Source organism: Vreelandella alkaliphila (genome assembly GCF_016107625.1).
Classification (GTDB): Bacteria; Pseudomonadota; Gammaproteobacteria; order Pseudomonadales; family Halomonadaceae; genus Vreelandella; species Vreelandella alkaliphila.
This window is the reverse complement of the sequence record NZ_JABASV010000005.1, coordinates 145,234-169,082: the sequence shown is the minus strand read 5'-3', so window position 1 is coordinate 169,082 and position 23,849 is coordinate 145,234. Positions and strand designations below refer to the sequence as shown.

Genomic DNA, 23,849 nt, shown 5'->3' with positions numbered 1-23,849 from the left:
CACGGTATGACACATGCGTCATTAGAAGGAGCCTGTCGTTCGTCATGCTACTGATATTATTGGTGGACTGCTTCAGTAATGCCGCCAATCGTTACCTATCCTGCGTCTCGTTTGAGGAACGGCCGACACGTGCTTACTCACCAAAGCGAAGGAACTCTATCAAACGAACTACTTCTCTTGGTGGTCTGTTTAATGGTGCCACTGTTTTTATTGAGACTTTTATCAAACATCTATTACCGATCACATTGTCTGTAGCCTTCGTGAACTGCTCTACTGCTTCTTTACTAGCGGAGCCGTAATAAAGCTTTCCAGCCTTATCAGCTAACTCAAACTTACGGTGTTCTGGCAAAAACCCAACTAAAGTGCCTTCAATTTCGTTTGTGCTTTCTTCAATACTGATAGCTTCTGTTCTTCTTTTTGCTCGATGTATGGATGGGCCATCAAGTGTAAAATCCAATTCTTTTTCGACGACTCTGAGGGTTGCTTTGCTTGAATCTAGATTGTTGAACAAGTCTCTAAGCGCTATTAATGTTCTTGGCTCCAATTCTTCTAGGATTGACTCAAAAACAGCATCATCTTGAGCGGCAGAGTCTCTAAGAAGAACAGCAGCTCTATCGATGACGTGTGATAGTTGTGACGACTCTAATTGTACCTGATCATTCATCTCATCAAGTACAAATCCAAATGAGCCTCTTGCTAAACCTGTGACCATTAATTCAGAGTTAGCCTTGAAGGGTACGAGTCCTCTTTCGCCTAAATCTCCGACTTCATTATTAGCAAATATCTTGGCGATAAGATTTTGAAACTGTTCCAATACAGCACCGGCAAATTCAGCTGCAATTCCCTTTGATCCAAGCACAGGTTGCCCACCGAAGAATAGGGCAACACTGGCACTATTATCAGACAACACTTCTTCTTTAAGTGAATTTAGCTTTCTAGATAATTCTGCAACTCGATGCTCGAGTTGCATTTCTCCTACGATATCGCCAGATTGGCGGGCGCTGACAAGCAACTCATTAAGAGTGGTAATTTCAGAAGACAGGCTGTCAATATTGAGCTTCTTAGGCATTGTCTGACTCCCTATCTAGCATTTCCAACGCCTCATCGTCGCTGCACTCAATGGCAATCTCTACCATCCCTTTCCAAAGATAAGATTCTCGTTGATGTGAAAGCAAACCAAACCAGTATCGAGTATTGCTCACTACATGTATGGGGTGCGTGTTCAAATCAACAAAATACGCATCACAATAGTATTTCTGCTTTGCTTCACCAGGAAGAAACAGATCCGGGTTCCCATAGACTACACTCTTCCAGTCCTCCAGATCATTTGTAGGCCTTAAGGCAAAAGTAACTATATCTACATCTGCAGGAGGGCGACCACGATTTTGCTCTACATTTTCCACAAAGCTGCCATCAAGCCACTGAAAACCTCTACAAATACCTATTTTCCTAAGCTTCCTACGATAATCTAGCAGTCCTCTAAGTATAGCTCTCCTCTCCGGAGTATGAGCATACCGAATTACAAACTCAGTTATCGTTGTCTTATAGGGTGCCATCCCAGCAGGGTCGGTCGGCCCTTGCTCAGGTATAAACGGAGGTAATACTCCTGATTGATTTAATTCTGGTATCACTCTTCATTCTTCCTATGATCTTTCCGCTAACTTGAATACATAACGCTAGCCAGTAGCGCGTGTGTCTTCGCAAGTCGCGTGCACGGCATTGTTAGCGGGCGACGTCTGGAGCAAAGACACGAGTGTCCGTCCTGAGTTCTGGCTTGAGTTTGCAGATGATGATGAAGTATTGCACTTCACTGTCTACGGCGTATTTCGGATCGTATGAACCGACCTGGACAGCAACTAGGTCACCCTCGACGATTGGCGACGATTTCAAGTCCACATCAGACGCCAGTTGATCCGCAATCGACCCGCAATGATCCGTCTGAATTACACCGTGCTCCGTCGCCAGCCGCACCCGCCACTTTGGCTGCTGTTTCAGGAGCCCTCCGAATTGCGGAGACACCTTCGCCAGAACTTGGCCGAAAATCGTAGCGTCCTTCAAAAGTGGGCGCAGCATGTACTTCGAAGCATACTCGAAAGCAGCATCGTTGGACTTAAAGAAGAGCGCCTTAGGGTGCTTCGGTTTCGGCTTCAACCATCCAAACATGCTTCTCTCCCGCTAAAAGATATTAGAAAGCGAGTCCTATGATTAGATAAACGCGCCAGCATGCTAGTCAAAAAAAGCAACCTACAAATCACTGATGCTTTGGACTATAAATTTTAATTACCTCTCATATCATAATTCGTGCTTCTGTTGCATTTTCCTGCACCTCCGCCTTGGGCGGCTAATTTACCAAATACAGCTTAGCACAGAGCGCTTAGGGCGACTGACTCTCTCAGCATCAAGCTTTCAACATCCACAAAAAAACCCGCCCTCGCCAACAGCTTTCACTGTTTGGCGATGGCGGGTTTGATGATGCCTAGAAGGACAGCTTAACTAAGCGCTTCCAGAGACTCCTCGATAATGCTCAAGCCCTCTTCCAGCACTGCAGACGACACCGTTAGCGGCACCAAAATGCGGATGCTGTTGCCGTAGAAACCACACGAAAGAAGAATCAGGCCTTTCTCACGGGCTTTGGCACACAGCGCTCCAGTCATCTGAGTATCCGGCTTGCCTTCGCTGTTGAGTAGTTCAAAGGCAGCCATAGCGCCGAGCTGGCGGCCGTGGGCAACGGCGGGGAAACGCGCTTCCCACACTGCAAAACGCTCGGCCAGCATTTTGCCCATCTGTTCACTGCGCGCCAGGATATTTTCTTCTTCGATCACCTCGATGACCGCCAGCGCCGCTGCGCAGGAGAGCGGGTTACCGCTGTAGGTGCCACCCAGGGAGTTGGGGCCAGAGGCATCCATCACTTTGGCACTACCCACAACCGCCGATAGCGGCATGCCGTTCGCCAAGCTCTTGGCGGTAGTGAGGATGTCCGCTTCAATGCCGCTATGTTCCAGCGCAAACAGCTTGCCGGTACGGGCAAAGCCGGACTGAACTTCATCGGCGATCAGCAGAATACCGTGCTCGTCGCACAGCGCACGTAGCGCTTTCAGGTAATCCGGTGAGGCGATGTAGAAACCGCCCTCGCCCTGTACCGGCTCAATCACGATAGCCGCGGTGCGATGCGGGGCAATATCGGTTTTGAACAGCGTGCGAATGGCGTCTAACGATGCTTCTTCACTGATGCCGTGCAGCGGGTTGGGGAACGGTGCGCGGAAAACATCACCCGGCATAGGGCCGAAGTCGTTCTTATAGGGCAGTACCTTGCCGGTCATGGCCAGCGTCATCATGGTACGGCCGTGGAAAGCACCGTCGAACGTGATAATGCCTGTACGACCAGTCGCCGCGCGGGCGATCTTCACGGCGTTTTCCAGCGCTTCCGCACCGGTATTAACCAGCATTGCTTTACGCTCGGGGCCACGCACCGGCGTCAGTTCACAAAGTTTTTGGCACAGCTGCACGTAAGGGGCGTAGGAGATCACCGCGGCGCTGGTGTGCATGACTTTCTTGAGCTGCGCTTCAACGGCGGCAACGATTTTCGGGTGGCGGTGGCCCAGGTTCAGCACGCCAATACCGCCCGCGAAGTCGATCCAGCGGTTGCCGTCGGCATCCCATAACTCGGCGTTTTCAGCGCGCTCGGCAAACTGGGTGGTAGGCGTGGCGGCACCGTTGGCCACATAGCGATTTTTCAGTTCGTTCAATTCTTGGTTATTCATCATCGTTTTCCTTATAGACCGCCAACGCAGACGTACTTCAGCTCAGTAAACTCATCCAACCCGTGATGGGAACCTTCACGCCCCAACCCGGACTCTTTCACGCCGCCAAACGGCGCCAGCTCGGTAGAAATCAACCCTTCATTGACACCAACCATGCCGTATTCCAACTGCTCCATGGTGTGCCAGATACGGCGATAACCCGTGGCGTAGAAGTAGGCCGCCAAGCCAAACGGGGTATCGTTAGCCATGGCGATCGCTTCTTCATCACGCTGGAAACGGAATACCGGCGCGACGGGCCCGAAGGTTTCTTCATCGGCCACCGCCATCTGGGTGGTTACGTCAGCAAGCACCGTGGGGGTAAAGAAACGCTCGCCTGCGGCATGGGGCTTGCCGCCGCAGAGCAGTCGCGCGCCATGATTCACCGCGTCGTCTACGTGACGCTGCACTTTTTCCACCGCCGCTTGGTTAATCAGCGGGCCGATGGTGCTGCCTTCCGTTAAACCATCGCCGACCTTCAGCGCGCTAACTCGCTCGGTCAGCTTGCTGACAAACGCGTCGTAAACACCGTCCTGCACCAGGAAGCGGTTGGTACACACGCAAGTTTGCCCGGCGTTACGGAATTTTGAGGCAATCGCCCCCTCTACAGCGGCGTCCACATCAGCGTCATCAAAGACGATAAATGGCGCGTTGCCGCCCAGTTCCATAGCGGTTTTCTTCACCGTGCTCGCGCACTGAGCAAGCAGGTGTTTACCCACCGGGGTCGAGCCAGTAAACGAGACTTTACGCACCCGAGAGTCGGTAGTGAGCACTTCACCCACCGCTGCCGGTTTTGAGGCGGTAATCACGTTAATGGTTCCGGCTGGCAGGCCTGCTTCAAGAGCCAAGTAGGCCGTTGCCAACGCGGTTAACGGCGTGGCTTCGGCGGGCTTAATCACCACGGTGCAGCCCGCGGCCAAGGCCGGGGCGCACTTGCGGGTAATCATCGCCAGGGGGAAGTTCCACGGGGTAATTGCGGCCACCACACCGACCGGCTCGCGCAGCACCATTAAGCGCTTGTCCGCGCCGTGACTGGGTAGGGTTTCCCCAGCCATACGCTTGGCTTCTTCAGCGAAAAACTCAATAAATGAGGCGCCGTAAGTCACTTCGCCCTTGGCTTCTGCTAGCGGCTTGCCCTGCTCCAAGGTCATCAAGCGGGCTAAGTCATTGGCGTGTTCATTGATCAGCTCAAACCAGCGGCGCAGCAATGCCGAGCGCTGTTTCACTGGTGTTGCGCGCCACGCGGGCCCGGCGGCATACGCTGCGGCCAATGCGTCGCGGGCGTCATCAGCGCCTAAGTCGGCAACCCGGGCAATCGTCTCGCCGGTTGCGGGGTTATCGACGGCAAAGGTCTGTTGCCCCTTGCGCCACTCGCCACCCACCAGGGTGGGTACTGCATCGTGTAACCACTGTTCAATAAAGCTCATGATCTTCTCCTGATCTGCAACATGGTATGCACGCTAGCAGTAATGCGCGGGTGAACGAATGCACCACTTTCGCGTTCAACCAGACCACTTTTCTGTTTTACTATCTAAACGGGGAGCATCATGACAATAAGAGGATGTGAATGGACCGCCAGGACGTGTTACAGCAGCTTGTAAAACACTATGCCCAGCAACCTGAGCGTTTAAGCAAACAAGTACGACTGGAGCAGGCATTGAGGCAGGCGGTTACTAAGGCGTGGCCAAACCAAACTCGATTGCCGTCGCACCGTCAGTTGGCATTAACGTTGGGCGTTGCGCGACACACACTGTCCCGTGCCATAGCCTCGCTCATTGAAGAAGGCCTACTAACGACGTTTCATGGCAAGGGCACTTGGAGTTGTAAGAAGGAAACTTCTGTCGCGACCACATCAACCAGCGTTCAACTTTCAAAACGCGCTCAACAAGTGTTGCGTTGGCCTGGCGCCAGCACCGTTCAAAGCGGTGCCTTTGTGCCTGGCATACCGGATATCGCCCAGTTTCCAATGCGCAAGTGGCGTCAGCTGTATGCCAGCGTCACCGTGCCGCAAAATGCCTTATTGCTCTCTTACTCTACCGGTGGCTATGGGCCGCTTAAGCGTGCAATCCGGGAGTTTCTGGCGCGCTGGCGCAATACTCATTGTGATATTGAGCAGATCATCATCACCGATGGTACCCATAACGGCATTGAGCTATGCGCCATGGCATTGGCCGATGTAGGCGATACCGTGGCGATGGAATCGCCCTGTTATTGGGGGGCGCGCAACGTATTCACTGCCACGGGGCTTTCGATTGAGATGCTGCCTTGGTTTTCCGATAGTGGGCATGTGTTACCGCAGACGATCGGTAATATTGCGCTCGCGTATTTGACCGGCTCTCATCACTATCCGCTAAGCGTGCCCACACGCGCTGCTCATAAGCAGCAGTTTTGCGATGCGTTATCGCCCACCTACATCGTTGAAGACGATTACGAATTCACCCGAGACGATCACACTAACCTGCTGTTTGATCCCAACTCGGAACGCCATTTACTGGTAGGCTCGTTCTCTAAGATGATGTTTCCCGGCCTGCGGCTTGGCTATTTGGTGGTGCCACGCCATTTGGCAGGTCCAATGAACCGCCTACGCAGCGAGTTATTTCGCGAAGGCCGTATGCTTGATCAAGCGGTATTAGCGCAGTTTATTTTTGATGGCGACTTAGACGTCTGGTGTCGCCGCATCCAGCGCGACTATCTAGGCCGTCAGCAGGTGCTGCACGACCAGCTTAGCTCACTACCCAAAGTACGCAATGTGTCTCCCCCGACTAGCGCGATTAGCTTGTGCGTTGAGTTTGAACCAGGGGTTAATGATGTAGCACTTGCCCAAGCACTGCTCAAAGAACACTTGATTGTTCGCCCGCTAAGCCCCGTGTGCGCTGACAAGGACCCACGGACAGGATTGGTAATGGGCGTGGGCATGCTATCGGGAGAGACATTAGTGCGTGAAGCCCAACGGCTGCGCCGCTGTTTAGAGTTACTACTTCGCTAGGCGAGGTAGGCTTAGAACGTGTTGAGCATCACACTGTATGCCTAGTTAAAAAAACTTATTCACAAGGATTTTGCCATGCGCCACCCTGTTGATAATTCGGTGCTCCTCTCAACGCTTCGCCTATTGATAGCGCTGTGCGCCGTACTGGCTGTTTCAGGCTGCGCAATCTTTGCTCCTAGCCCGCCTGAAGATCAGAGCAATATCTGTGAAATCTTTCGTGAGCAGCCGAGCTGGTATGACTATGCCCGGGAATCAGAAGAGAAATGGGGCACACCGATTGCCACGCAGATGTCATTTATTCAGCAGGAATCTTCATTTCGCAGCCATGTGCGCCCGGACCGCAAGTATTACCTAGGCTTTATTCCCGGCCCACGCCCCTCCTCCGCCAAAGGCTATGCCCAAGCCCAAGACCCCGTTTGGGAGGAGTATGAGGATCAAGCGGGCAGCCTGTTTGCCCGCCGAACCCATATGAAGCACGCAACGGATTTCATTGGCTGGTATAACCGCCGCTCACAGCAGCAGGCAGGTATCTCGCTGAGTAACCCTGAACACCTTTACTACGCTTACCATGAAGGTGCAGGTGGCTATCAGCGAGGCTCCTATCGCAGTAAACCCCACGTGCTGCGAGCAGGCAGCCAAGTGGCAGCCCGCGCTAACCGTTATCAAGCGCAGCTCAACGCTTGCGAAGCAGAGTTTCAGTGCCGCAAGTTTTATCAGGTCTGGCCGTTTTGTCGTAGTTAAGGACCCCACCCATGTCTCTAATGAGTGGCTTGGCCTTAATTAGTGTCGTGTTTTTGACATCGATGCTGTCTGGCGTATTTGGCATGGCGGGCGGCTTGGTACTGCTGTGGTTTCTGCTGATCATGTTTCCTGCAGGGACTGCCATGGCCGTACACGGGGTCATTCAGCTCACGTCTAACGGATCACGGGCATGGTTGTCGCGACACTTTATCGTCTGGCGGATTGTTATGCTGATGACATTGGGCGTGTTGATCGCCGCTGGTTTGCTGCTGCTGTTCAGCTATAGCCCCAATACCGCGACGGTTTCCCTATTAATTGGCTTAATGCCAATACTCGTATGGATTCCCAAACGTTGGTTTCACTTAGATGCTAATCGCGCCAGCCACGCGCTAGGTTGTGGTATTGCCGCTGGGAGCCTTACCATTGCGGCGGGGGTTTCTGGGCCACTGATTGATATCTTCTTTGTGCGCTCCCAAATGGATCGACGACAAGTGGTAGCCACCAAGGCGATGATTCAGGTGGTGGCTCACAGCATCAAGATTCTCTTTTATCTGGGCGCCTCCATGGCGCTTAGCACCAGCGAATGGGGTATTGTGCTGCTAGCAGCGCCGTTTGCGATTTTTGGCACCCACACCGGCAACCGTATTTTGCAGCACCTCACTGATGCAAACTTCCGCACCTGGACGCGCTGGATCGTGACCGGTATTGGGGTTTTCTATTTCCTGCAAGGACTCTTTCTACTCACCCGCTAACGTTAGGCAGTGCCCAAACTATTTGCACGACATCATTACTGCGACAATTGCCGCACAATACAAACCAGTAATATCAGAACGCCTTACCGGGCGTAGCGCAGCTAATTATCTTACAGGGGGTATCACCAATATTTCGGAAACGATGCGGAACGCTTGTCTTGAAATAATAAGACTCCCCCGGCCCTAAGCGCCTGGCGGTGCTGCCAACAATGATTTCAATCTCGCCTTCTACGACAAAGCCAGCCTCTTCACCGTAGTGAGTAATCATGGCTTGCCCAGTGTCCGCACCCGGCAGATATCGCTCCACCATAAACGCCAGCGCACGGTTCGGCCGATTTGCCCCGACAAGCTTGAAGGAAATATCACCGGATGCGATATCAACCAAGTCATCCGCCGAATAGAAAATCTGCTCCTGACTATCAAGATCCATCGTAAAAAAATCACCGACGCTCATAGAGAATGCGTTTAGGATTTTCTTCAGGGAACTGACTGATGGGCTAACTTTTCCTTGCTCTATTAGCGAAAGACTTGAGTGGGTGACCCCACACAACTTTGCCAGTTCACGCTGCGAAATCCCTCGCTGCTTGCGCAAGGAGCGCAAGCTCGCACCCACGTCATCCGACATGCTTTTTTCACTCCCTATCAATAAGTAAATTAAATTACGTTGGCGGTCTATTGATGGGCACATAATAGCGCAAAAAAAACCCCACGGCTGTGGGGCAAACTCTCAATTAACGTGGCGTTTTGAAAAATAATCGTTTTAATCAGCTTCAGCCATTCTGTTCCGTTCAGGCGCTACGAACTCCCGCTAATCCCGAGTCGGCACTTACCGTTTTCGGCCCATCTTCATAGGCGATACGGAAGCCGGTAAAGCCATAAATAATCGCGAACATCGGACTCAGCAGCGCCAGAAAGGCGTAGGGCGCATAGCTAAAGGCACTGACCCCAAGCGTGGCAAACATAAAGGCACCGCAGGTATTCCAGGGCACCAGTGGTGATGTCATGGTGCCTGCATCTTCCACTGTGCGAGACAGGTTTTTCAGTTTGAGCGAGCGACGCTTGTACTCGCTGGCATACATACGGGCAGGCAGAATAATACTGAGATACTGATCGCAACCTACGACGTTAGCGGCCATCGATGTTGCTACCGTGGTAGCAATCAGGCTGCCAGTGGTCTTGGCCAGTTTGAGCAGACTTTCCACGATGGTGCGAAAGAACCCTGCTGACTCAAGAATCCCGCCAAAGCTCATCGCGATAATGATCAGCGAAACCGTCCACATCATGGCGCTAACGCCGCCGTTGGTCAGCAGGTCGTCCACCGTAACGTTTCCAGTGTCTACCGCGTAGCCTTCCACAAAAATAGTAAAGCTATCGCCTAACGGGACGCCCTGAACCACAATCGCACAGACAATCCCCATCAGCGAGCCAACAGAAAGCGCGGGAATGGCGGGTACTTTCTTGATCATCATCACGATGACGGCCGCTGGCACCAGTAGCAGCCAGGGGCTAATGATAAACAGCTCATTGAGGCTCTGCTGTAACTCGGCTACCTGTGCCGCGCCATCACCGGAAGGCGTCATGTTCAGGCCGATAATGGTGTAAAGCACCAGAGCAACCGCTAGCGCAGGAACCGTGGTGTAGAGCATATAGCGAATGTGTTCAAACAGATCAACACCGACCACACCTGGCGCCATATTGGTGGTTTCGGAAAGCGGAGAAATTTTGTCGCCAAAATACACGCCGGAGATCACGGCTCCCGCGACCATTGCGGGGTTAAGGCCTAGCCCTTCACCAACGCCCATCAAGGCGATACCAATAGTGCCAGCCGCCGTCCAGGCATTGCCACCAGCCAACGATACCAAACAGCAGATTAAGCACGCCGCGACCAAAAAGTAATCCGGTGCCAGAATACTCAGGCCGTAATAGATCATCGTGGGCACAATCCCACCGGCAATCCAGTAGCCAATAATGGTGCCGATAATGATCAGAATGACAATTGCCTGAGTCGTCAGGCCAATAGAGCGCATGATGCCCGCTTCAAGCTGTTTCCAGCGGCTACCTGTCGCAATGGCCACCGCCGTCGCCACAATCGCACTTAAAAACAGCGGCAAGTGCGGATCCGTTTCGAAGTAGCCAATAAATACGCCCAAAGATGCTGCCATAAACACAATGGGGATCATGGTCGCTTTTAAACTTGGCCGTGGTATTTCCTGATCTTCCTTAACAGTGGTGTCGGTCGACATAATGTCCTCACTCAGCATTTGCTTGTTGTTGGTGTTGATAGTGATGTAACCGCGTTAGAAGCCGTTGTGCTGGTCATCGCTGATACCATTGCAGAGACCATCGCAGAGATTGTTATTACCTTTCTGATACGGCGCTCAGGCACAGGGAAGCCATGGCCAGAGCCACCGTTTATACGGCGGCGTCTGGCGCTGTGGATGACTCAAATCAATACGTGGTGATGCCTTTAATCGCTGTTCGCGGGTCACGAACAAAAATGTTTTAAGGGCTAAGCGACATCCATACCGTCTTCACTTCACAGTATTTCTCCTGCGCGTGAAGCGATTTATCGCGTCCATTGCCCGACTGCTTAACACCGCCGAAGGGAACGGTCTGATCGATACCGGCCCAGTTATTCACATATACCTGGCCGGATTGCAGCCGCCGAGAGACCCGCATGATGCGGTCAATATCTTGACTCCAAACGCCGGCAGCAAGGCCGTAGTCGCTGTCATTGGCCAGCGCAATGGCTTGCTCTTCGCTGTCGAACCCAAACACACTCAGTACAGGGCCAAATATTTCTTCGCGGCCAATGCACATTTCGGGAGTCACATCATCGAAGACCGTAGGCGGCAGGAAGTACCCATTGGAATCGCTAGGTTCGCCGCCCAGCTTCAGGGTGGCACCTTCGCTTTCGCCTTGGCGAATATACTCCAGTACTCGTTGGTACTGCGCTTCATCAACCATGGCACCCATGAAGCTACCCGGATCGAGCGGGTCTCCCGGCTGCATGTGCTCAGCAGCTTTCACTACCCGAGCTACAAAATCTTTGCGAATGCTGTTTTCCACCAGCAGGCGCGAACCGGCAATACAGACTTCGCCTTGGTTGTGGAAAATAGCTTCCGCAGCGCTTTGGGAGACGGCATCCAGGTGCTGGCAGTCGGCAAAAACGATATTGGGGCTTTTGCCACCGCACTCCAGAAACACGCGTTTCAAGTTGGATTGTCCGGCGTACTGCATCAGCTGTTTACCCACACCGGTGGAGCCGGTAAACGCCAGACCATCAACCTGCATAGAAAGTGCCAGAGCCTTGCCCACCGTATGGCCGTACCCTGGCAGCACCTGAAAGACACCATCGGGAATACCCGCTTCCTTGGCAAGGTGGGCCAAGCGCAGCGCTGACAAAGGTGATTTTTCCGACGGCTTGAGAATGACGCTGTTGCCCGCCGCCAGTGCCGGAGCAATCTTCCACGACGTCATCATTAGTGGGAAATTCCACGGCACAATGGCAGCGATAACGCCCATTGGCTCGCGCAGTACCAACCCTAGCGCACGATCGCCAGTAGGAGCCACTTCACCGTAAAGCTTGTCGATACACTCCGCCTGATAGCGCAGACAGGCGACGGTGCCTGCCAAATCCCCTAGCGAACTGGAAATCGGCTTGCCCATGTCCAACGTATCTAACAGCGCCAGTTCATCGCGGTGTGTCTCTACCAACTCGGCTAAACGCAGTAGCACCCGTTTGCGCTTACTTGGATGGCAACGTGACCAGACACCACTTTCAAAGGTTGCACGGGCTGCCTGCGTCGCAAGCTCAGCATCTTGCGCATCGCAGCTGGCTACCTCAGCAAGAACATGTCCGGTGGCAGGGTTGATACTGCTCAGCGTGCTACCATCAGCGGCAGCGACAAACTCACCATTAATGAAAGCGCGCGTTTCAAAGCTCAGTGATGCGGCTTTTGATTGCCAGTCGGCGAGGGTTTTCGGTGTATCTGCCGCCATTATGCACTCTCCATAGGGTGTGTTATCGCCAGCTTTTCAGCGGTTTTATCCAACGCCAAACGCGCCTTACTGACCAATTCATCGATTTCATCGCGGGTGATAATTAGCGGCGGAGACATCACCATCGTATCGCCCACTGAGCGCATCACTAGGCCATGCTCAAAGCACAAATCACGACACAAGTTGCCCACGGAAAGAGACTTGTCGAAGCGTTCACCAGTGCTCTTGTCGGCGACCAGCTCTAGTGCCCCAATCAAGCCCAACGAACGGGCTTCACCCACCAGCGGATGCTCAGCCAGTTCCTGCCAACGCTTAGCCAGATAGGGCCCCAGTTCATCGCGGACTTTCTCGACTACCCGTTCACTTTCCAGCAATTCGAGGTTTTTAAGCGCAACAGCTGCACAGACCGGGTGACCAGAGTAAGTAAAACCGTGGAAGAACTCACCGCCGTCTTCGATCAGCGTATCGGCCACTCGATCTCCCACCAGCACCGCGCCAATGGGCAGATAGCCCGACGACAATCCCTTGGCAATCGGCATCAGGTCAGGTTTTAAGCCATAGTGAGTACTGCCAAACCACTCGCCTAAACGCCCGAACCCGCAAATCACTTCATCGGCAATCAACAGAATGTCGTACTTGGCCAACACCTCTTTCACCGCAGGCCAATAGCTGTCCGGCGGAATGATCGCACCGCCTGCACCCTGCACCGGCTCAGCAATAAAAGCCGCCACCTTGTCTTCACCCAACGCCAGAATTTGCTCTTCCAACGCTTGGGCACACTGCTTGCCAAAGGCTTCCTGGCTCATGTCGCGCCCTTCACCAAACCAGTAAGGCTGGCAAATATGGCTAATCCCCGGCACACACGGGCCGCCTTGATCATGCATCGGCGCCATGCCGCCAAGGCTCATGCCCGCGACAGTAGAGCCGTGATAACCATTTTCACGCGAGATGATCCATTGCTTCTCCGGTTTGCCTTTGATCGCCCAATAGCGCCGCACCATGCGCAGCACGGTATCGTTGGCTTCAGACCCGGAACCCGTGAAGAACACATGATTGATATGCTCGGGTGCCAGCTCACTCAGTTTAGCGGCCAGCTTTACTGCCGGAGGGTGGGTGGTTTTAAAGAAGTTGTTGTAATACGGCAGTTGCTGCATCTGCTCGCTGGCGGCGTCAACTAACTCCTGTCGCCCGTAACCGAGATTGACGCACCAAAGTCCCGCCATACCATCAAGAATACGATTGCCCTGGCTGTCGTAAATGTATACCCCATCGGCGTGGGTGATGATGCGGCTACCCTCTTCGCCAAGTGATTTAAAGTCAGTGAATGGATGAAGGTGGTGTTGGCGATCCAACGCCTGATAGTCCTGGGTCTGCATAGGTCGGCTCCTGTTCAAGTCGTTGCAACAAGCATTCAGCTATTAACTGGCTGGGCGGCGCGTTGGGTACGATGCTGACGGCAGGCCGCCGCAAACCCCTGAAATAGTGCGTCATAGAAAGGATGTTCTTTAGGACGCCACTCCGGGTGCCACTGCACAGCCAGGGCGAACGCAGCCGCATCACGCACAGAAATTGCTTCAACTAATCCATCAGGTGCCCAGGCTTCTGCATCCAAACCTGGTGCAAGCTGATCAATCCCCTGCTGGTGCAGTGAATTCACCTCAGCATGCTCGCTGCTATAGAGCGCCGCCAGGGCGCCATCCGGGCGGATCTTTACCGTATGAGAGGGCGCATAATGGCCCGCCATGTCGTCAGCGGGCGGCTCACGATGATCAAGCATGCCTGGTAGCGTTTGAACTGCCTGATGAAGGGTGCCTCCAAAGGCGACATTCATTTCCTGAAAGCCGCGACAAATGCCAAATAAGGGCAACGCCTGACGTAACGCCTCGTGTACCCAGCACAGTGCCGCCTCATCGCGCCGTGCGTCAGCACGGGTATTCTCTGGGGCGCGTTCTGCACCATAGCGGTCAGGAGCGACGTTGGTATAACTGCCAGTTAGCAGCAAGCCATCCAGGCTGCCCAACAGAGCAATGGCCTGTTCAGCATGCTGCTCGGGCGTCAACGTATCGGCGGCTAACACAGGAAGAATCACCGGCGTGATGCCGTAGTGGTAAAGCGCCTGCAGGAATTTATCGGTCACTATCTGCGCGGGATGGCCTTCCACTTCTCGGCAGCAGGCGATAACACCCACCAGTGGGCGTGGGGAATGCGTTGCTTGCATAGTCAAACCACTTTGTCAGTTGTTATGTTTTATTCAACAGTCACTTCAACATAGCGTGGCTTGTTTTATTTTCCAATAGCAAAATAGCATTTTTATGAAAAAACATATTAAACCATTGATAAACAATGAATTAAAAAACACATCTGCTACCGACAAAAAATAATGACACTATTTTTGTTATTAAATATTTGACACAGGCGACTGCCGAAGCAAGGATACTGTTAGCAGAAACACAACTAAAACGGCATAAAAATAAGGTACAACGTATGTCCTCTGCCAATAACACAGACGCTCAAAACGTAGCCTCGGACTTTCTTGACAGTCACCCAGAGATCACCAGCATTGACCTGTTAATCAGTGATCTTAACGGTGTCATTCGTGGTAAACGCATCCCTAGCGATAACCTTGGCAAAGTGTTTGAAAAAGGCATCTATTTGCCTGCTTCGGTATTTGCGTTGGACATCAATGGCAACACCGTTGAAGAGACGGGACTGGGGCTTTCCAGCGGCGACGGCGACCGCGTATGTCGCGCCATTCCCGGCACGCTCAATCCGGTCACCTGGATGAATAACAACCAGTATGGCCAGCTATTGATGACCATGGAGGAGATGGACGGCGCGCCATTTTTTGCCGATCCTCGCCAGATTCTGCGGCGCATTCTTGAGCAGTTCTCCGAGCGTGGTTTAACCCCTGTCGTCGCCCTTGAGCTAGAGTTTTATCTGGTTGATCGTTTACGCGACGAAGAAAATTTGATTCAGCCACCGCAGTCTCCCTGCAGCGGCGAGCGGGCCACTCAAAGTCAGCTGTATTCGGTGCTTGAGCTAGACGAGTATGCTGAGTTTATCAATGACTTGCAGAGTGCCGCCCAGGCGCAAGGCTTGCCGCTGGATACGGTATTGAAAGAGTGTGCACCCGGCCAGTTTGAAGCCAACCTGATTCACACAGATGATGCGTTAAGCGCCTGCGACCACTCGGTACTACTCAAGCGATTGATCAAGGGCGTGGCATTAAAGCACGGCTTTGAAGCTACCTTTATGGCTAAGCCTTACGGCTTAGAAGCGGGTAGCGGCACCCATGTTCACGTCAGCTTGGTAGATAGCAACGGACACAATATCTTTGCCGAAAACGGCGACGATCCGCTGGAGAGCACCGCACTGCAACACGCCGTAGGAGGACTGCTGGAGCTGATGCCAGACTCCATGGCACTGCTGGCTCCCAACCTCAACTCGTTCCGCCGTTTTCAGGAAGGACTCTATGTGCCCATGGCACCTACCTGGGGATACGATAACCGCTCTGTGGCCATACGCGTCCCTGCTGGGCCAAAAGAAGCGCGGCGCATAGAACACCGTGTGGCGGGTGCCGATGTTAATCCCTACCTGTTACTAGCCACCGTACTGGCCTCTATCCAACATGGCCTAACTCAGCAGATTACACCTGCGGAGCCAATCGTCGGCAACGCCTATGATCAAATCGCACCTCAGCTAACTAACAGCTGGACCCAAGCGCTGCATCTGTTGAGCAACAACCACGTACTTGGCGAACAGCTTGGCGAAGACTTTATTGAAGTGTTCATTGCCAACCGCCAAGCAGAGCGCGCCGAAACCATGCGCGAAGTTAGCGCCATGGAGTATGACTGGTACCTGCGCCACGTATAAGCTGATAAACCACCAATAGAACCCACCAATAGAATAGAGAGAGGCGCTGCTCGGCGTCTCTCTTATTGCTTCTGCCTGTCTTATGCTGCTATCCCCGTCCTTCTATTAGCTTTTTATGCCGTGTTATCCGTGAGCATCCGTGGCAAATAAAAACGGGCTGACGAACGTATTCGCCAGCCCGCTTCCAAGCAATCATCAAACTAATCAGCGCTAAACAGCCAGCCGGTCACGCATGGCGTAGAACCACGCTCCCATCGCGGAAAGCGGAACACGTAACAACCGTCCGCCGGGCATTGGCAGGTGGGAAATCTGTGCAAAAGCTTCAAAACGCGTCTCTTCACCGCTAATCGTTTCTGCCACTAACTTGCCAGCCAGATGAGAGCACGTTACCCCGTGGCCAGAGTACCCCTGGGCGTAGTAAACGTTGCTATTAATGCGGCCAAACTGCGGCAGGCGGTTGAGTGTCAGCAAAAAGTTACCGCTCCAGGCGTAATCGACGCGGACATCGCCAAGCTCAGGGAAGGTAGACAGCATTTTCGGTCGAATAGCTGCCTCAATACTGGCGGACTCCTGCCCGCCATAGTTCACTCCGCCGCCATATAGCAAACGGTTATCGGCGGTCAGGCGGTAGTAATCCAAGAGATAATTACAATCCTCTACCGCTTTATCGTTAGGTAGTAATCGTGCTGCTAACTCTGCAGACAGCGGCTCAGTGGTAATGATCTGGGTGCCGCACGGCATCGCCTTGCTTTCCAGCTTGGGTAGCAACCCTTGCAAATAGGCATTGCCAGCCATAACGACCCGTTGAGCGGTCACGCGCCCCTTGGGGGTATGCAGCGTCACCGGTTCACCGTGCTCTACGCGAGTCACAGGGGAGTGCTCAAAAATCTTGCCACCCAACGACTCCAACGCCGCCGCCTGCCCCAGCACCAAATTGAGAGGGTGAAGATGCCCACCAGAGTGATCTACCAATGCCCCCACATAACGATCGCTGCCTATTTCTCGTCTAACCTCTTCACCTTCCAACAGCTCAAGTTTCTGATGGCCGTAGCGCTCCCATAAGGCTTTTTGCTCCTTTAAGCCTTGCCACTGCTTCTTGTTACAAGCGGCAAACAAGTTGCCTTCTTTTAGGTCGCAGTCGATCTGATACTTTTCAATGCGCTGACGGATAATCTGGTTACCCTCAAATGCCATTGCACCCAGCGCCCGAGCGGTTTCAGCGCCGTTTTGTTTCTCAATAACATCCATATCACGGCTATAGCTATTAACGATCTGGCCACCGTTGCGCCCGGACGCCCCAAAGCCAATCGCCACGCTTTCCAGCACCACTACCCGATGACCACGCTCCGCCAAATGTAGTGCTGCAGAGATGCCCGTAAAGCCAGCCCCCACGACACAGACATCACATTCAACATCCCCCTCCAGCATGGGCCTTTGAGATGTGGAGTTTGACGATGCCGCGTAGTAAGACGCGACATGGCCAGAAGACGCTTGAGGTTGCATTTGCCACCTTCCTTTTGTTGATTATTTTAACCAACTCGATCATATAGACCGACGTACAAATGCGCAAGCAACAGCATTCAATGGGCTTACAGAGGCGAACAGCACCTTTTTCCATAAGATAAATGTTATTAAAAAAGCAACACTCGGGCATAAAACACACGTTCATCACGCTGAAAACAGTCACCACACGTTTTTATGCACCGCTCCCATTGAGGGCGAGATTTCATGCTTCCTGTTTGCGCCTTATTACCGGGTACGATTGAGGCACAACTCGCTGCTATTGCTAGCGTTGATAACCACAGCGGCGTAACGCTAGAGCAGCTGCCTATACTCACCATAGCCCCCACCGGAGACCGCTATGGATTATCAACACTACCGCACCGCCCTTGCCGAGACGCTTGCCCAAAGTGAGCTGCCCTTTGCGCCTGCCGAATACCAAACGCGCCTAGACAAAGTGCGCCATGCAATGACACAACGCGGGCTAGATGCATTACTGCTCACCGACCCTGCCGACATTAACTACTTAACCGGCTATCACACCTTCGAGGTATCGGTACACGCCTGCTTAGTGTGCACACCTACACAGCTGGTACTGCAGGTGGCATCCATTGAAACAGGGGCGGCAGTGGTCACCGCCCGTGTCGACGAAATCATTGGTTACCGATGGGAAAACCTGGATGAGATCATCACGCCGCTCGCGGACTTACTCACTTCTTGCAAGCAAATTGGCATTGATGGCTGGAGCAGCGGTTTACGAGCGGGCGTGATGGACGCGCTGGCCCGCTCAGTAGGTAAAGAGCTCTTCTGTGAAGCAGGCGACCTGCTCGATACGATTCGCATTGTTAAAAGTAGCGCCGAAATTGAAATGCTCAGCGAAAGTGCACGAATCACTGCGGCAGGTTTAGAGGCTGCGATGGCCGCTATTCGCCCTGGCATGACTGATAACGATATTGCCGCTATCGGTGCTAAAGCACTGCTAGAGAACGGCAGCGAGTTCATGAGCTTGCAGCCTATCGTGACCAGCGGGCATCGCATCGGCGTGATTCACGTTAATCATAAGCGCCGCGTCATACAGCCCAATGAACAGATATTTTTAGAATTCGGTGCCGCTTACCAGCGCTATACTGCGCCGATGATGCGCACTGCCGTGACTGGAAAACCTAACACCGAGTTAACCGCCACCCGCGACTTGTGCCGCTCGCTGTTCGAGACCCTGTGCAGTCATATGAAACCTGGCCACACCTTTGATGATGCCGCTAAGGCAGCGGATGCATTGCTGGCACCTACCCGTGATCAACTGTTCTTCTCGGGGGTGTTTGGCTACGCCGTGGGTGCGCAGTTCCCTCCTAGTTGGGTTGAAGGCACCGGCTATATTGCCCAAGGCCTACATCGTCCCTTCGAAGAGAACATGGTCTTCCACTTACCGCTCTGCCTTCGCGTTCCTGGCCAGTGGGGCGTAGGGATCAGTGATACCGTGGTGGTCACTCAACACGGCGCCGAGCCACTCACTAACAACGACTGGCAGCTTTATCAGGCAATGGATAAGTAGCGAATAGAGAACCACACTTATAGCCCAAGATTGACAGTACGATTAACCAGCGCTATCGTCACTAAAGATGCAAATGAGAAACACTATCTTTTCTCATTTATCTGAGGTAGCCATTATTTGAGGTCGGGTAAGCACGATGACTAGTGAGCAGCGCCAGCTTCGCCAAACGTTGATATTTTTGCGCACGTCTTTCGAAGCAGTGCAACACTCGATTGCCGGTCGGCTAGACGACCCGCTGCCCTGCTGGCTAGACACCAGCATGCTCACCCTGCTGTCACGGGAACTAACCCGCTGCAGCCAGCAAGCGAAGCCGCTCTTCGCCCCTCCCGTCACCGAGCAAATATTCATTGCCTCACAGCAGTGTGACTTACTCCTCAAGCAGTGCCCCGGCGTTCTGAGCAGCGCCGTTTGCCACCGCCAGTTAAGCACCATCATGCTGGCGCTGACCAACGCTATTGAACAAATCAATACGCCAGCCAAGCGCCGCTGGCCTTGGCAGAGAGCCTAAGCAACCCTTTACCTATACCCCGGTTTATTGCGTTGCCGGGGGTTTGTTTTGCCTTCAAAAATCTTATCCCATGACTGCGCCGTAGCGGCTGGTAATTACTGAGTTAGCATTTACTAGTAAACTGGTCTATTCTGTTCGCCACGATTAAATTGACCGCTTCCAAAAGGAGTCTGTTCATGGCGTATGAAGCGCTTTTCACCCCTCTTCAATTAGGTAGTTTGTCGATCCCAAACCGAGTCATCATGGCTCCCTTGACACGCTCGCGCACCCCAGACAGCGTGCCGGGCACCTTGCAGGAAGCCTATTACGGCCAACGGGCAGGCGCAGGGCTGATTATTAGTGAAGCAACCAACATCTCCCCCACAGCCAAGGGTTATGTGTATACACCTGGCATTTGGACGGATGAACAAGAAGCTGGCTGGAAAGGCGTGGTGGATGCAGTGCATGCCAAAGGTGGTCGTATCGCGCTGCAGCTGTGGCACGTTGGGCGTGTGTCACATGAAATGGTGCAACCAGATGGACAACAGCCTGTTGCCCCTAGCGCGCTAAAAGGCGAAGGCGCTCAGTGCTTTGTTGAATTTGAAGACGGCACTGCTGGTCAGCACCCCACTAGCACGCCTCGGGCACTGGAAACCGATGAGATCCCCGGCATTGTTGATGACTACCGCCAAGCGGCTGTTCGTGCCAAACGCGCAGGCTTCGACATGGTGGAAGTCCACGCGGCTAACGCTTACCTACTTAACCAGTTCCTGGCGACCGGTACCAATCAGCGCACCGACCAGTACGGCGGCTCGTTGGAAAACCGCGCGCGCTTCCCGCTAGAGGTGGTCGATGCGGTAGTTGAAGTGTTCGGTGCACAGCGCGTGGGCATTCGCTTGACGCCCTTTATCGAACTGTTCGGTCTGACTGATGATGAGCCAGAAGCCATGGCCTTCTATCTGGCAGAGCAGCTGTCCAAACGCGGCTTAGCCTATTTGCATTTAAACGAGCCTAACTGGATCGGTGGCGATATCACTTTCCCTGATGGCTTTCGTGAGCAAATGCGCGAGCGCTTTAATGGCAGCCTGATTTATTGCGGCAACTACGACGCAGAACGCGCGGAGTCACGCATTAATCAAAACACCGCCGATGCCGTAGCCTTTGGCCGCCCTTATATCGCTAACCCCGACCTGCCGGAACGCTTCCGAGTGAATGCCCCCCTTACCGAGCCGAACCATGAAACGTTCTACGGCGGTGATGAAAAGGGCTACACCGATTATCCGTTTATGGATAACGGCTACGATCGTATTGGCTAGATTTCTTGTTAAGCCGGAACCCTTATGAACGAAAAGCATCACTTAGGTGGTGCTTTTTTTATGTCTGAACGCGTCAAAACGCTGCTAGGCTATTGATTCTATCGTTTTCACATACTGGTGAGTCATGTTCGGTTCGCTGTTCGCCCTGCTGGTGTCACTCCTGCTTGTTGGCCTTACTGCCACCACGGGAGCACGTTTCCGCCCTGATGACTGGTATCGCAAACTGCGCCAACCCAGCTGGACACCACCTGATATCGCCTTCCCGATCGCCTGGGGCATCCTTTATTTATTGATGGCCATTGCGGCGTGGCGCATTTATATGGCCGATGACTCTCCGTTTCGCGCCGCCGGTCTGGTCGTATATGGCCTGCAATTACTGGCCAATGCGGCGTGGTCATGGCTGTTCTTTGGGCGCAAGCAGATCACCACAGCGCTGGCAGATATCGTGCTCCTGTTGGGATTAATTACACTAGCCATAGTGCTATTTGCTAATGTGAGCCTGTTAGCTGCTTGGTTGATGGTGCCTTACTGGCTTTGGGTGGCGCTTGCGTTAACACTGAATGCCGCTATTTTACGACTAAATAATAGGGCCTAAGCGCCGACAGATAGGACTCAATGAGATGGATATCACTTCACTTCCGTTCTTACTCGCTGTTGCTTCATTAGTGCTGGGGGTCGTGGCTGCGGCTATTTTCGTTTACGTGGTTCTTCCCAAACAACGCCGCGCCAAAGCAAAGGCCGCCACGCCGCCAGCACCCAAAGCAGAACCACAGCCTCCCTCCCCTGAACCAGAAGAACCAGTACCCACCAAGCGCACAGCGAAAGTAAAGCAGCACTCTCTATTTGTCATTTTTTCTCATCCCGATTCGACGACAGACGAACGCCTGGCCGAGTGGCTACGGGGAAAAGAAGCCAGCTATGATGCAGTCAAAAAGGTTTTCTTTATCAAAGGCAAACAACCCTCGAACCCAATCACGATCGCCAACGCCTTTCCACCTGGAGAAATGCCCGACCTACTTCAAGGCGAAACCCACGAACCCATTCGTGGGATTAGCTTGCTGGTTAAGCCGCCACTACATAAACGTCGCAATCAGCAGATGTACGTTTATGTAGAGCTCGCTAAAGAGTTAAACGATGCCTTTAGCGGCAACTTACTCGATGCCGAGCAGCAACCCGCCTCCGAGTCGACTTACGCACACATTATTGGTTGACCTGGCTAGCGATCAAACAACGCCTTGGCTACGCAGGTAGTCGTCGTAGCTGCCGCTAAAGTCGACAAGGCCCTCGGGCTGCATATCAATAATGCGCGTGGCCAGCGAGGAAACAAACTCGCGGTCGTGGCTGACAAATATCAGCGTGCCTGGGTAGTTCTCCAGCGCTAAGTTCAGCGCCTCAATCGATTCCATATCCAGGTGGTTGGTCGGCTCATCCATTAGCAGCACGTTCGGGTTGGTGAGCGTTAGCTTGCCAAACAGCATGCGCCCCTGCTCGCCACCGGAAATGACCTTCACCGATTTACCAATATCGTCGCTGGAAAACAGCATCCGGCCCAACGCGCCGCGCACCACCTGCTCACCGCCTTTGGTCCACTGGCTCATCCACTCGAAGAGCGTGGCATCAACAGGAAAGTCGTCGGTGTGATCTTGGCCGAACATGCCAACTTCCGCTGCATCGGTCCACTTCACTTCACCGGCATCGGGGTGCAAATCACCCGCCAGGGTTTTCAGCAGGGTGGTTTTACCAATGCCGTTGGGGCCGATAATAGCAATGCGCTCACCTGCTTCTACGGTCATCGAGAAACGCTCGAAGAGCGGCTTCTCATCATCGTAGCCTTTGGTAATTGCATCTACATTTACGGCATTGCGGTGAATCTTTTTATTCTGCTCAAAGCGGATAAACGGACTAACCCGACTCGAAGGCTTGATATCTTCCAGCTTGATTTTGTCGATCTGGCGCGCCCGTGAAGTGGCCTGTTTGGCTTTGGAGGCGTTGGCCGAGAAGCGGCTAACAAACTGCTGAAGCTCGGCAATTTGGGCTTTTTTCTTGGCGTTATCCGAGTGCTGGCGCTCACGGGCAGCAGTGGCGGCTGTCATGTAGTCGTCGTAGTTACCGGGGAACAGGGTAATTTCCCCGTAATCCAGATCCGCCATGTGCGTGCACACGCTGTTCAGGAAGTGGCGGTCGTGGGAGATGATAATCATGGTACTGCTGCGCGCTTTGAGAATATCTTCCAGCCAGCGGATAGTATTGATATCCAGGTGGTTAGTCGGCTCATCGAGCAGCAGCACATCCGGGTCGGAAAACAGTGCCTGGGCCAGCAGCACACGCAGTTTCCAGCCGGGAGCAACTTCACTCATCGGGCCGGTGTGCTGTTCAATGGGAATACCTAGCCCCAACAGTAACTCCCCGGCGCGAGACTCAGCGGTATAGCCGTCAAGCTCAGCAAAGCGTACTTCCAAGTCGGCCACCGCCATGCCATCCGCTTCACTCATTTCTGGCAAAGAATAAATCCGTTCGCGCTCGGCGGCCACTTTCCACAGTTCAGCGTTCCCCATGATGACGGTGTCAATGACTCGCTCGTTCTCATAGGCGAACTGATCCTGGCGTAGCTTACCCAGCCGCGTGCTGCTATCCAGCATGACCTGGCCGGACGAAGGCTCAAGCTCGCCACCTAAAATCTTCATAAAGGTGGATTTACCGCAACCATTGGCGCCAATCAAACCGTAGCGATTGCCGTTATTAAATTTGACGGAGACATTTTCAAACAGGGGCTTGGCCCCAAACTGCATGGTGATATTGGCGGTTGCGATCAAGATGTGAGCCCTGGTTAACAGTGTAATTGC

At 53.3% G+C, this 23,849-nt stretch carries 21 protein-coding genes; 9 read left to right on the top strand and 12 right to left on the bottom strand.

All coding sequences use genetic code 11. The annotated features are described in order from the left end of the window. Nucleotides 1-133: 133 nt before the first annotated feature. The 5 genes from JFC11_RS09520 to JFC11_RS09500 form a co-directional block, all read right to left on the bottom strand. Nucleotides 134-1,069: a hypothetical protein gene (locus tag JFC11_RS09520; RefSeq protein ID WP_198349424.1), complete on the bottom strand. Its 936-nt coding sequence runs from the start codon at nt 1,067-1,069 to the stop codon at nt 134-136. Next, complete coding sequence (locus JFC11_RS09515; RefSeq protein WP_198349423.1) at nt 1,062-1,631, bottom strand: DUF6932 family protein; 570 nt, start codon at nt 1,629-1,631, stop codon at nt 1,062-1,064. Before JFC11_RS09515 ends, JFC11_RS09520 begins: the two co-directional genes overlap by 8 nt. A gap of 91 nt (nt 1,632-1,722) precedes the next feature. Next, on the bottom strand, nt 1,723-2,163 hold the full coding sequence (locus JFC11_RS09510) for a hypothetical protein (protein ID WP_198349422.1): 441 nt from the start codon (nt 2,161-2,163) through the stop codon (nt 1,723-1,725). A 326-nt stretch (nt 2,164-2,489) separates the two neighbouring features. Then, the gene (gabT, locus tag JFC11_RS09505; RefSeq protein WP_198349421.1) at nt 2,490-3,761 is read right to left on the bottom strand and encodes a 4-aminobutyrate--2-oxoglutarate transaminase; all 1,272 of its coding nucleotides are present in this window, start codon (nt 3,759-3,761) and stop codon (nt 2,490-2,492) included. Nucleotides 3,762-3,772: 11 nt separating this feature from the next. Continuing rightward, entirely contained in the window at nt 3,773-5,224 is a 1,452-nt protein-coding gene (locus JFC11_RS09500) for an NAD-dependent succinate-semialdehyde dehydrogenase (protein WP_198349419.1), read from the bottom strand. 140 nt (nt 5,225-5,364) lie between these two features. On the opposite strand from JFC11_RS09500, the gene JFC11_RS09495 reads away from it, so the two are divergent. The 3 genes from JFC11_RS09495 (at nt 5,365) to JFC11_RS09485 (ending at nt 8,276) form a co-directional block, all read left to right on the top strand. Further along, a complete protein-coding gene (locus JFC11_RS09495) occupies nt 5,365-6,783 on the top strand; it encodes an aminotransferase-like domain-containing protein (RefSeq protein ID WP_198349417.1) in 1,419 nt (472 codons plus the stop codon). Nucleotides 6,784-6,858: 75 nt separating this feature from the next. Continuing rightward, nucleotides 6,859-7,524: a transglycosylase SLT domain-containing protein gene (locus tag JFC11_RS09490; RefSeq protein ID WP_198349415.1), complete on the top strand. Its 666-nt coding sequence runs from the start codon at nt 6,859-6,861 to the stop codon at nt 7,522-7,524. An 11-nt stretch (nt 7,525-7,535) separates the two neighbouring features. Then, the gene (locus JFC11_RS09485) at nt 7,536-8,276 is read left to right on the top strand and encodes a sulfite exporter TauE/SafE family protein (protein WP_198349413.1); all 741 of its coding nucleotides are present in this window, start codon (nt 7,536-7,538) and stop codon (nt 8,274-8,276) included. Between the two features lie 73 nt (nt 8,277-8,349). Here JFC11_RS09485 and JFC11_RS09480 read toward each other — a convergent pair whose 3' ends face one another. From JFC11_RS09480 to JFC11_RS09460, 5 genes are all read right to left on the bottom strand, one after another. After that, nucleotides 8,350-8,901 (bottom strand): cupin domain-containing protein, encoded by a 552-nt coding sequence (locus tag JFC11_RS09480; RefSeq protein WP_083007295.1) that lies wholly within the window; start codon nt 8,899-8,901, stop codon nt 8,350-8,352. Nucleotides 8,902-9,064: 163 nt separating this feature from the next. After that, entirely contained in the window at nt 9,065-10,519 is a 1,455-nt protein-coding gene (gene nhaC, locus JFC11_RS09475) for a Na+/H+ antiporter NhaC (protein ID WP_095603667.1), read from the bottom strand. Nucleotides 10,520-10,778: 259 nt separating this feature from the next. Next, a complete protein-coding gene (locus JFC11_RS09470) occupies nt 10,779-12,278 on the bottom strand; it encodes an aldehyde dehydrogenase (protein ID WP_198349411.1) in 1,500 nt (499 codons plus the stop codon). Next, on the bottom strand, nt 12,278-13,654 hold the full coding sequence (locus tag JFC11_RS09465) for an aspartate aminotransferase family protein (RefSeq protein ID WP_038478691.1): 1,377 nt from the start codon (nt 13,652-13,654) through the stop codon (nt 12,278-12,280). Before JFC11_RS09465 ends, JFC11_RS09470 begins: the two co-directional genes overlap by 1 nt. Nucleotides 13,655-13,689: 35 nt before the next feature. Further along, nucleotides 13,690-14,496: a gamma-glutamyl-gamma-aminobutyrate hydrolase family protein gene (locus JFC11_RS09460; RefSeq protein WP_038478694.1), complete on the bottom strand. Its 807-nt coding sequence runs from the start codon at nt 14,494-14,496 to the stop codon at nt 13,690-13,692. Between the two features lie 266 nt (nt 14,497-14,762). On the opposite strand from JFC11_RS09460, the gene JFC11_RS09455 reads away from it, so the two are divergent. Next, nucleotides 14,763-16,151: a glutamine synthetase family protein gene (locus tag JFC11_RS09455; protein WP_198349409.1), complete on the top strand. Its 1,389-nt coding sequence runs from the start codon at nt 14,763-14,765 to the stop codon at nt 16,149-16,151. A gap of 210 nt (nt 16,152-16,361) precedes the next feature. Here the strand turns inward: JFC11_RS09455 and JFC11_RS09450 are convergent, their stop codons facing one another. Beyond that, nucleotides 16,362-17,654, bottom strand: a complete 1,293-nt coding sequence (locus JFC11_RS09450) for an NAD(P)/FAD-dependent oxidoreductase (protein ID WP_089040597.1) — start codon at nt 17,652-17,654, stop codon at nt 16,362-16,364. Nucleotides 17,655-18,012: 358 nt separating this feature from the next. On the opposite strand from JFC11_RS09450, the gene JFC11_RS09445 reads away from it, so the two are divergent. The 5 genes from JFC11_RS09445 to JFC11_RS09425 all read left to right on the top strand — a co-directional run bounded on the left by JFC11_RS09445 (nt 18,013) and on the right by JFC11_RS09425 (nt 22,217). Continuing rightward, nucleotides 18,013-19,203 carry a M24 family metallopeptidase gene (locus JFC11_RS09445; RefSeq protein ID WP_198349408.1) on the top strand — a complete coding sequence of 397 codons (1,191 nt, stop codon included), beginning with the start codon at nt 18,013-18,015 and terminating at the stop codon, nt 19,201-19,203. 136 nt (nt 19,204-19,339) lie between these two features. Next, nucleotides 19,340-19,711, top strand: coding sequence for a hypothetical protein (locus JFC11_RS09440; RefSeq protein WP_198349406.1), 372 nt, complete (start codon nt 19,340-19,342; stop codon nt 19,709-19,711). A 176-nt stretch (nt 19,712-19,887) separates the two neighbouring features. Beyond that, complete coding sequence (locus tag JFC11_RS09435; RefSeq protein WP_038478709.1) at nt 19,888-21,006, top strand: alkene reductase; 1,119 nt, start codon at nt 19,888-19,890, stop codon at nt 21,004-21,006. A 124-nt stretch (nt 21,007-21,130) separates the two neighbouring features. Beyond that, nucleotides 21,131-21,601: a TspO/MBR family protein gene (locus JFC11_RS09430; RefSeq protein ID WP_198349405.1), complete on the top strand. Its 471-nt coding sequence runs from the start codon at nt 21,131-21,133 to the stop codon at nt 21,599-21,601. A 25-nt stretch (nt 21,602-21,626) separates the two neighbouring features. Continuing rightward, a complete protein-coding gene (locus JFC11_RS09425) occupies nt 21,627-22,217 on the top strand; it encodes a cell division protein ZipA C-terminal FtsZ-binding domain-containing protein (protein ID WP_198349403.1) in 591 nt (196 codons plus the stop codon). A 12-nt stretch (nt 22,218-22,229) separates the two neighbouring features. Here JFC11_RS09425 and JFC11_RS09420 read toward each other — a convergent pair whose 3' ends face one another. Further along, nucleotides 22,230-23,819, bottom strand: coding sequence for an ABC-F family ATPase (locus tag JFC11_RS09420; protein ID WP_193059502.1), 1,590 nt, complete (start codon nt 23,817-23,819; stop codon nt 22,230-22,232). Between the last annotated feature and the right edge of the window lie 30 nt (nt 23,820-23,849).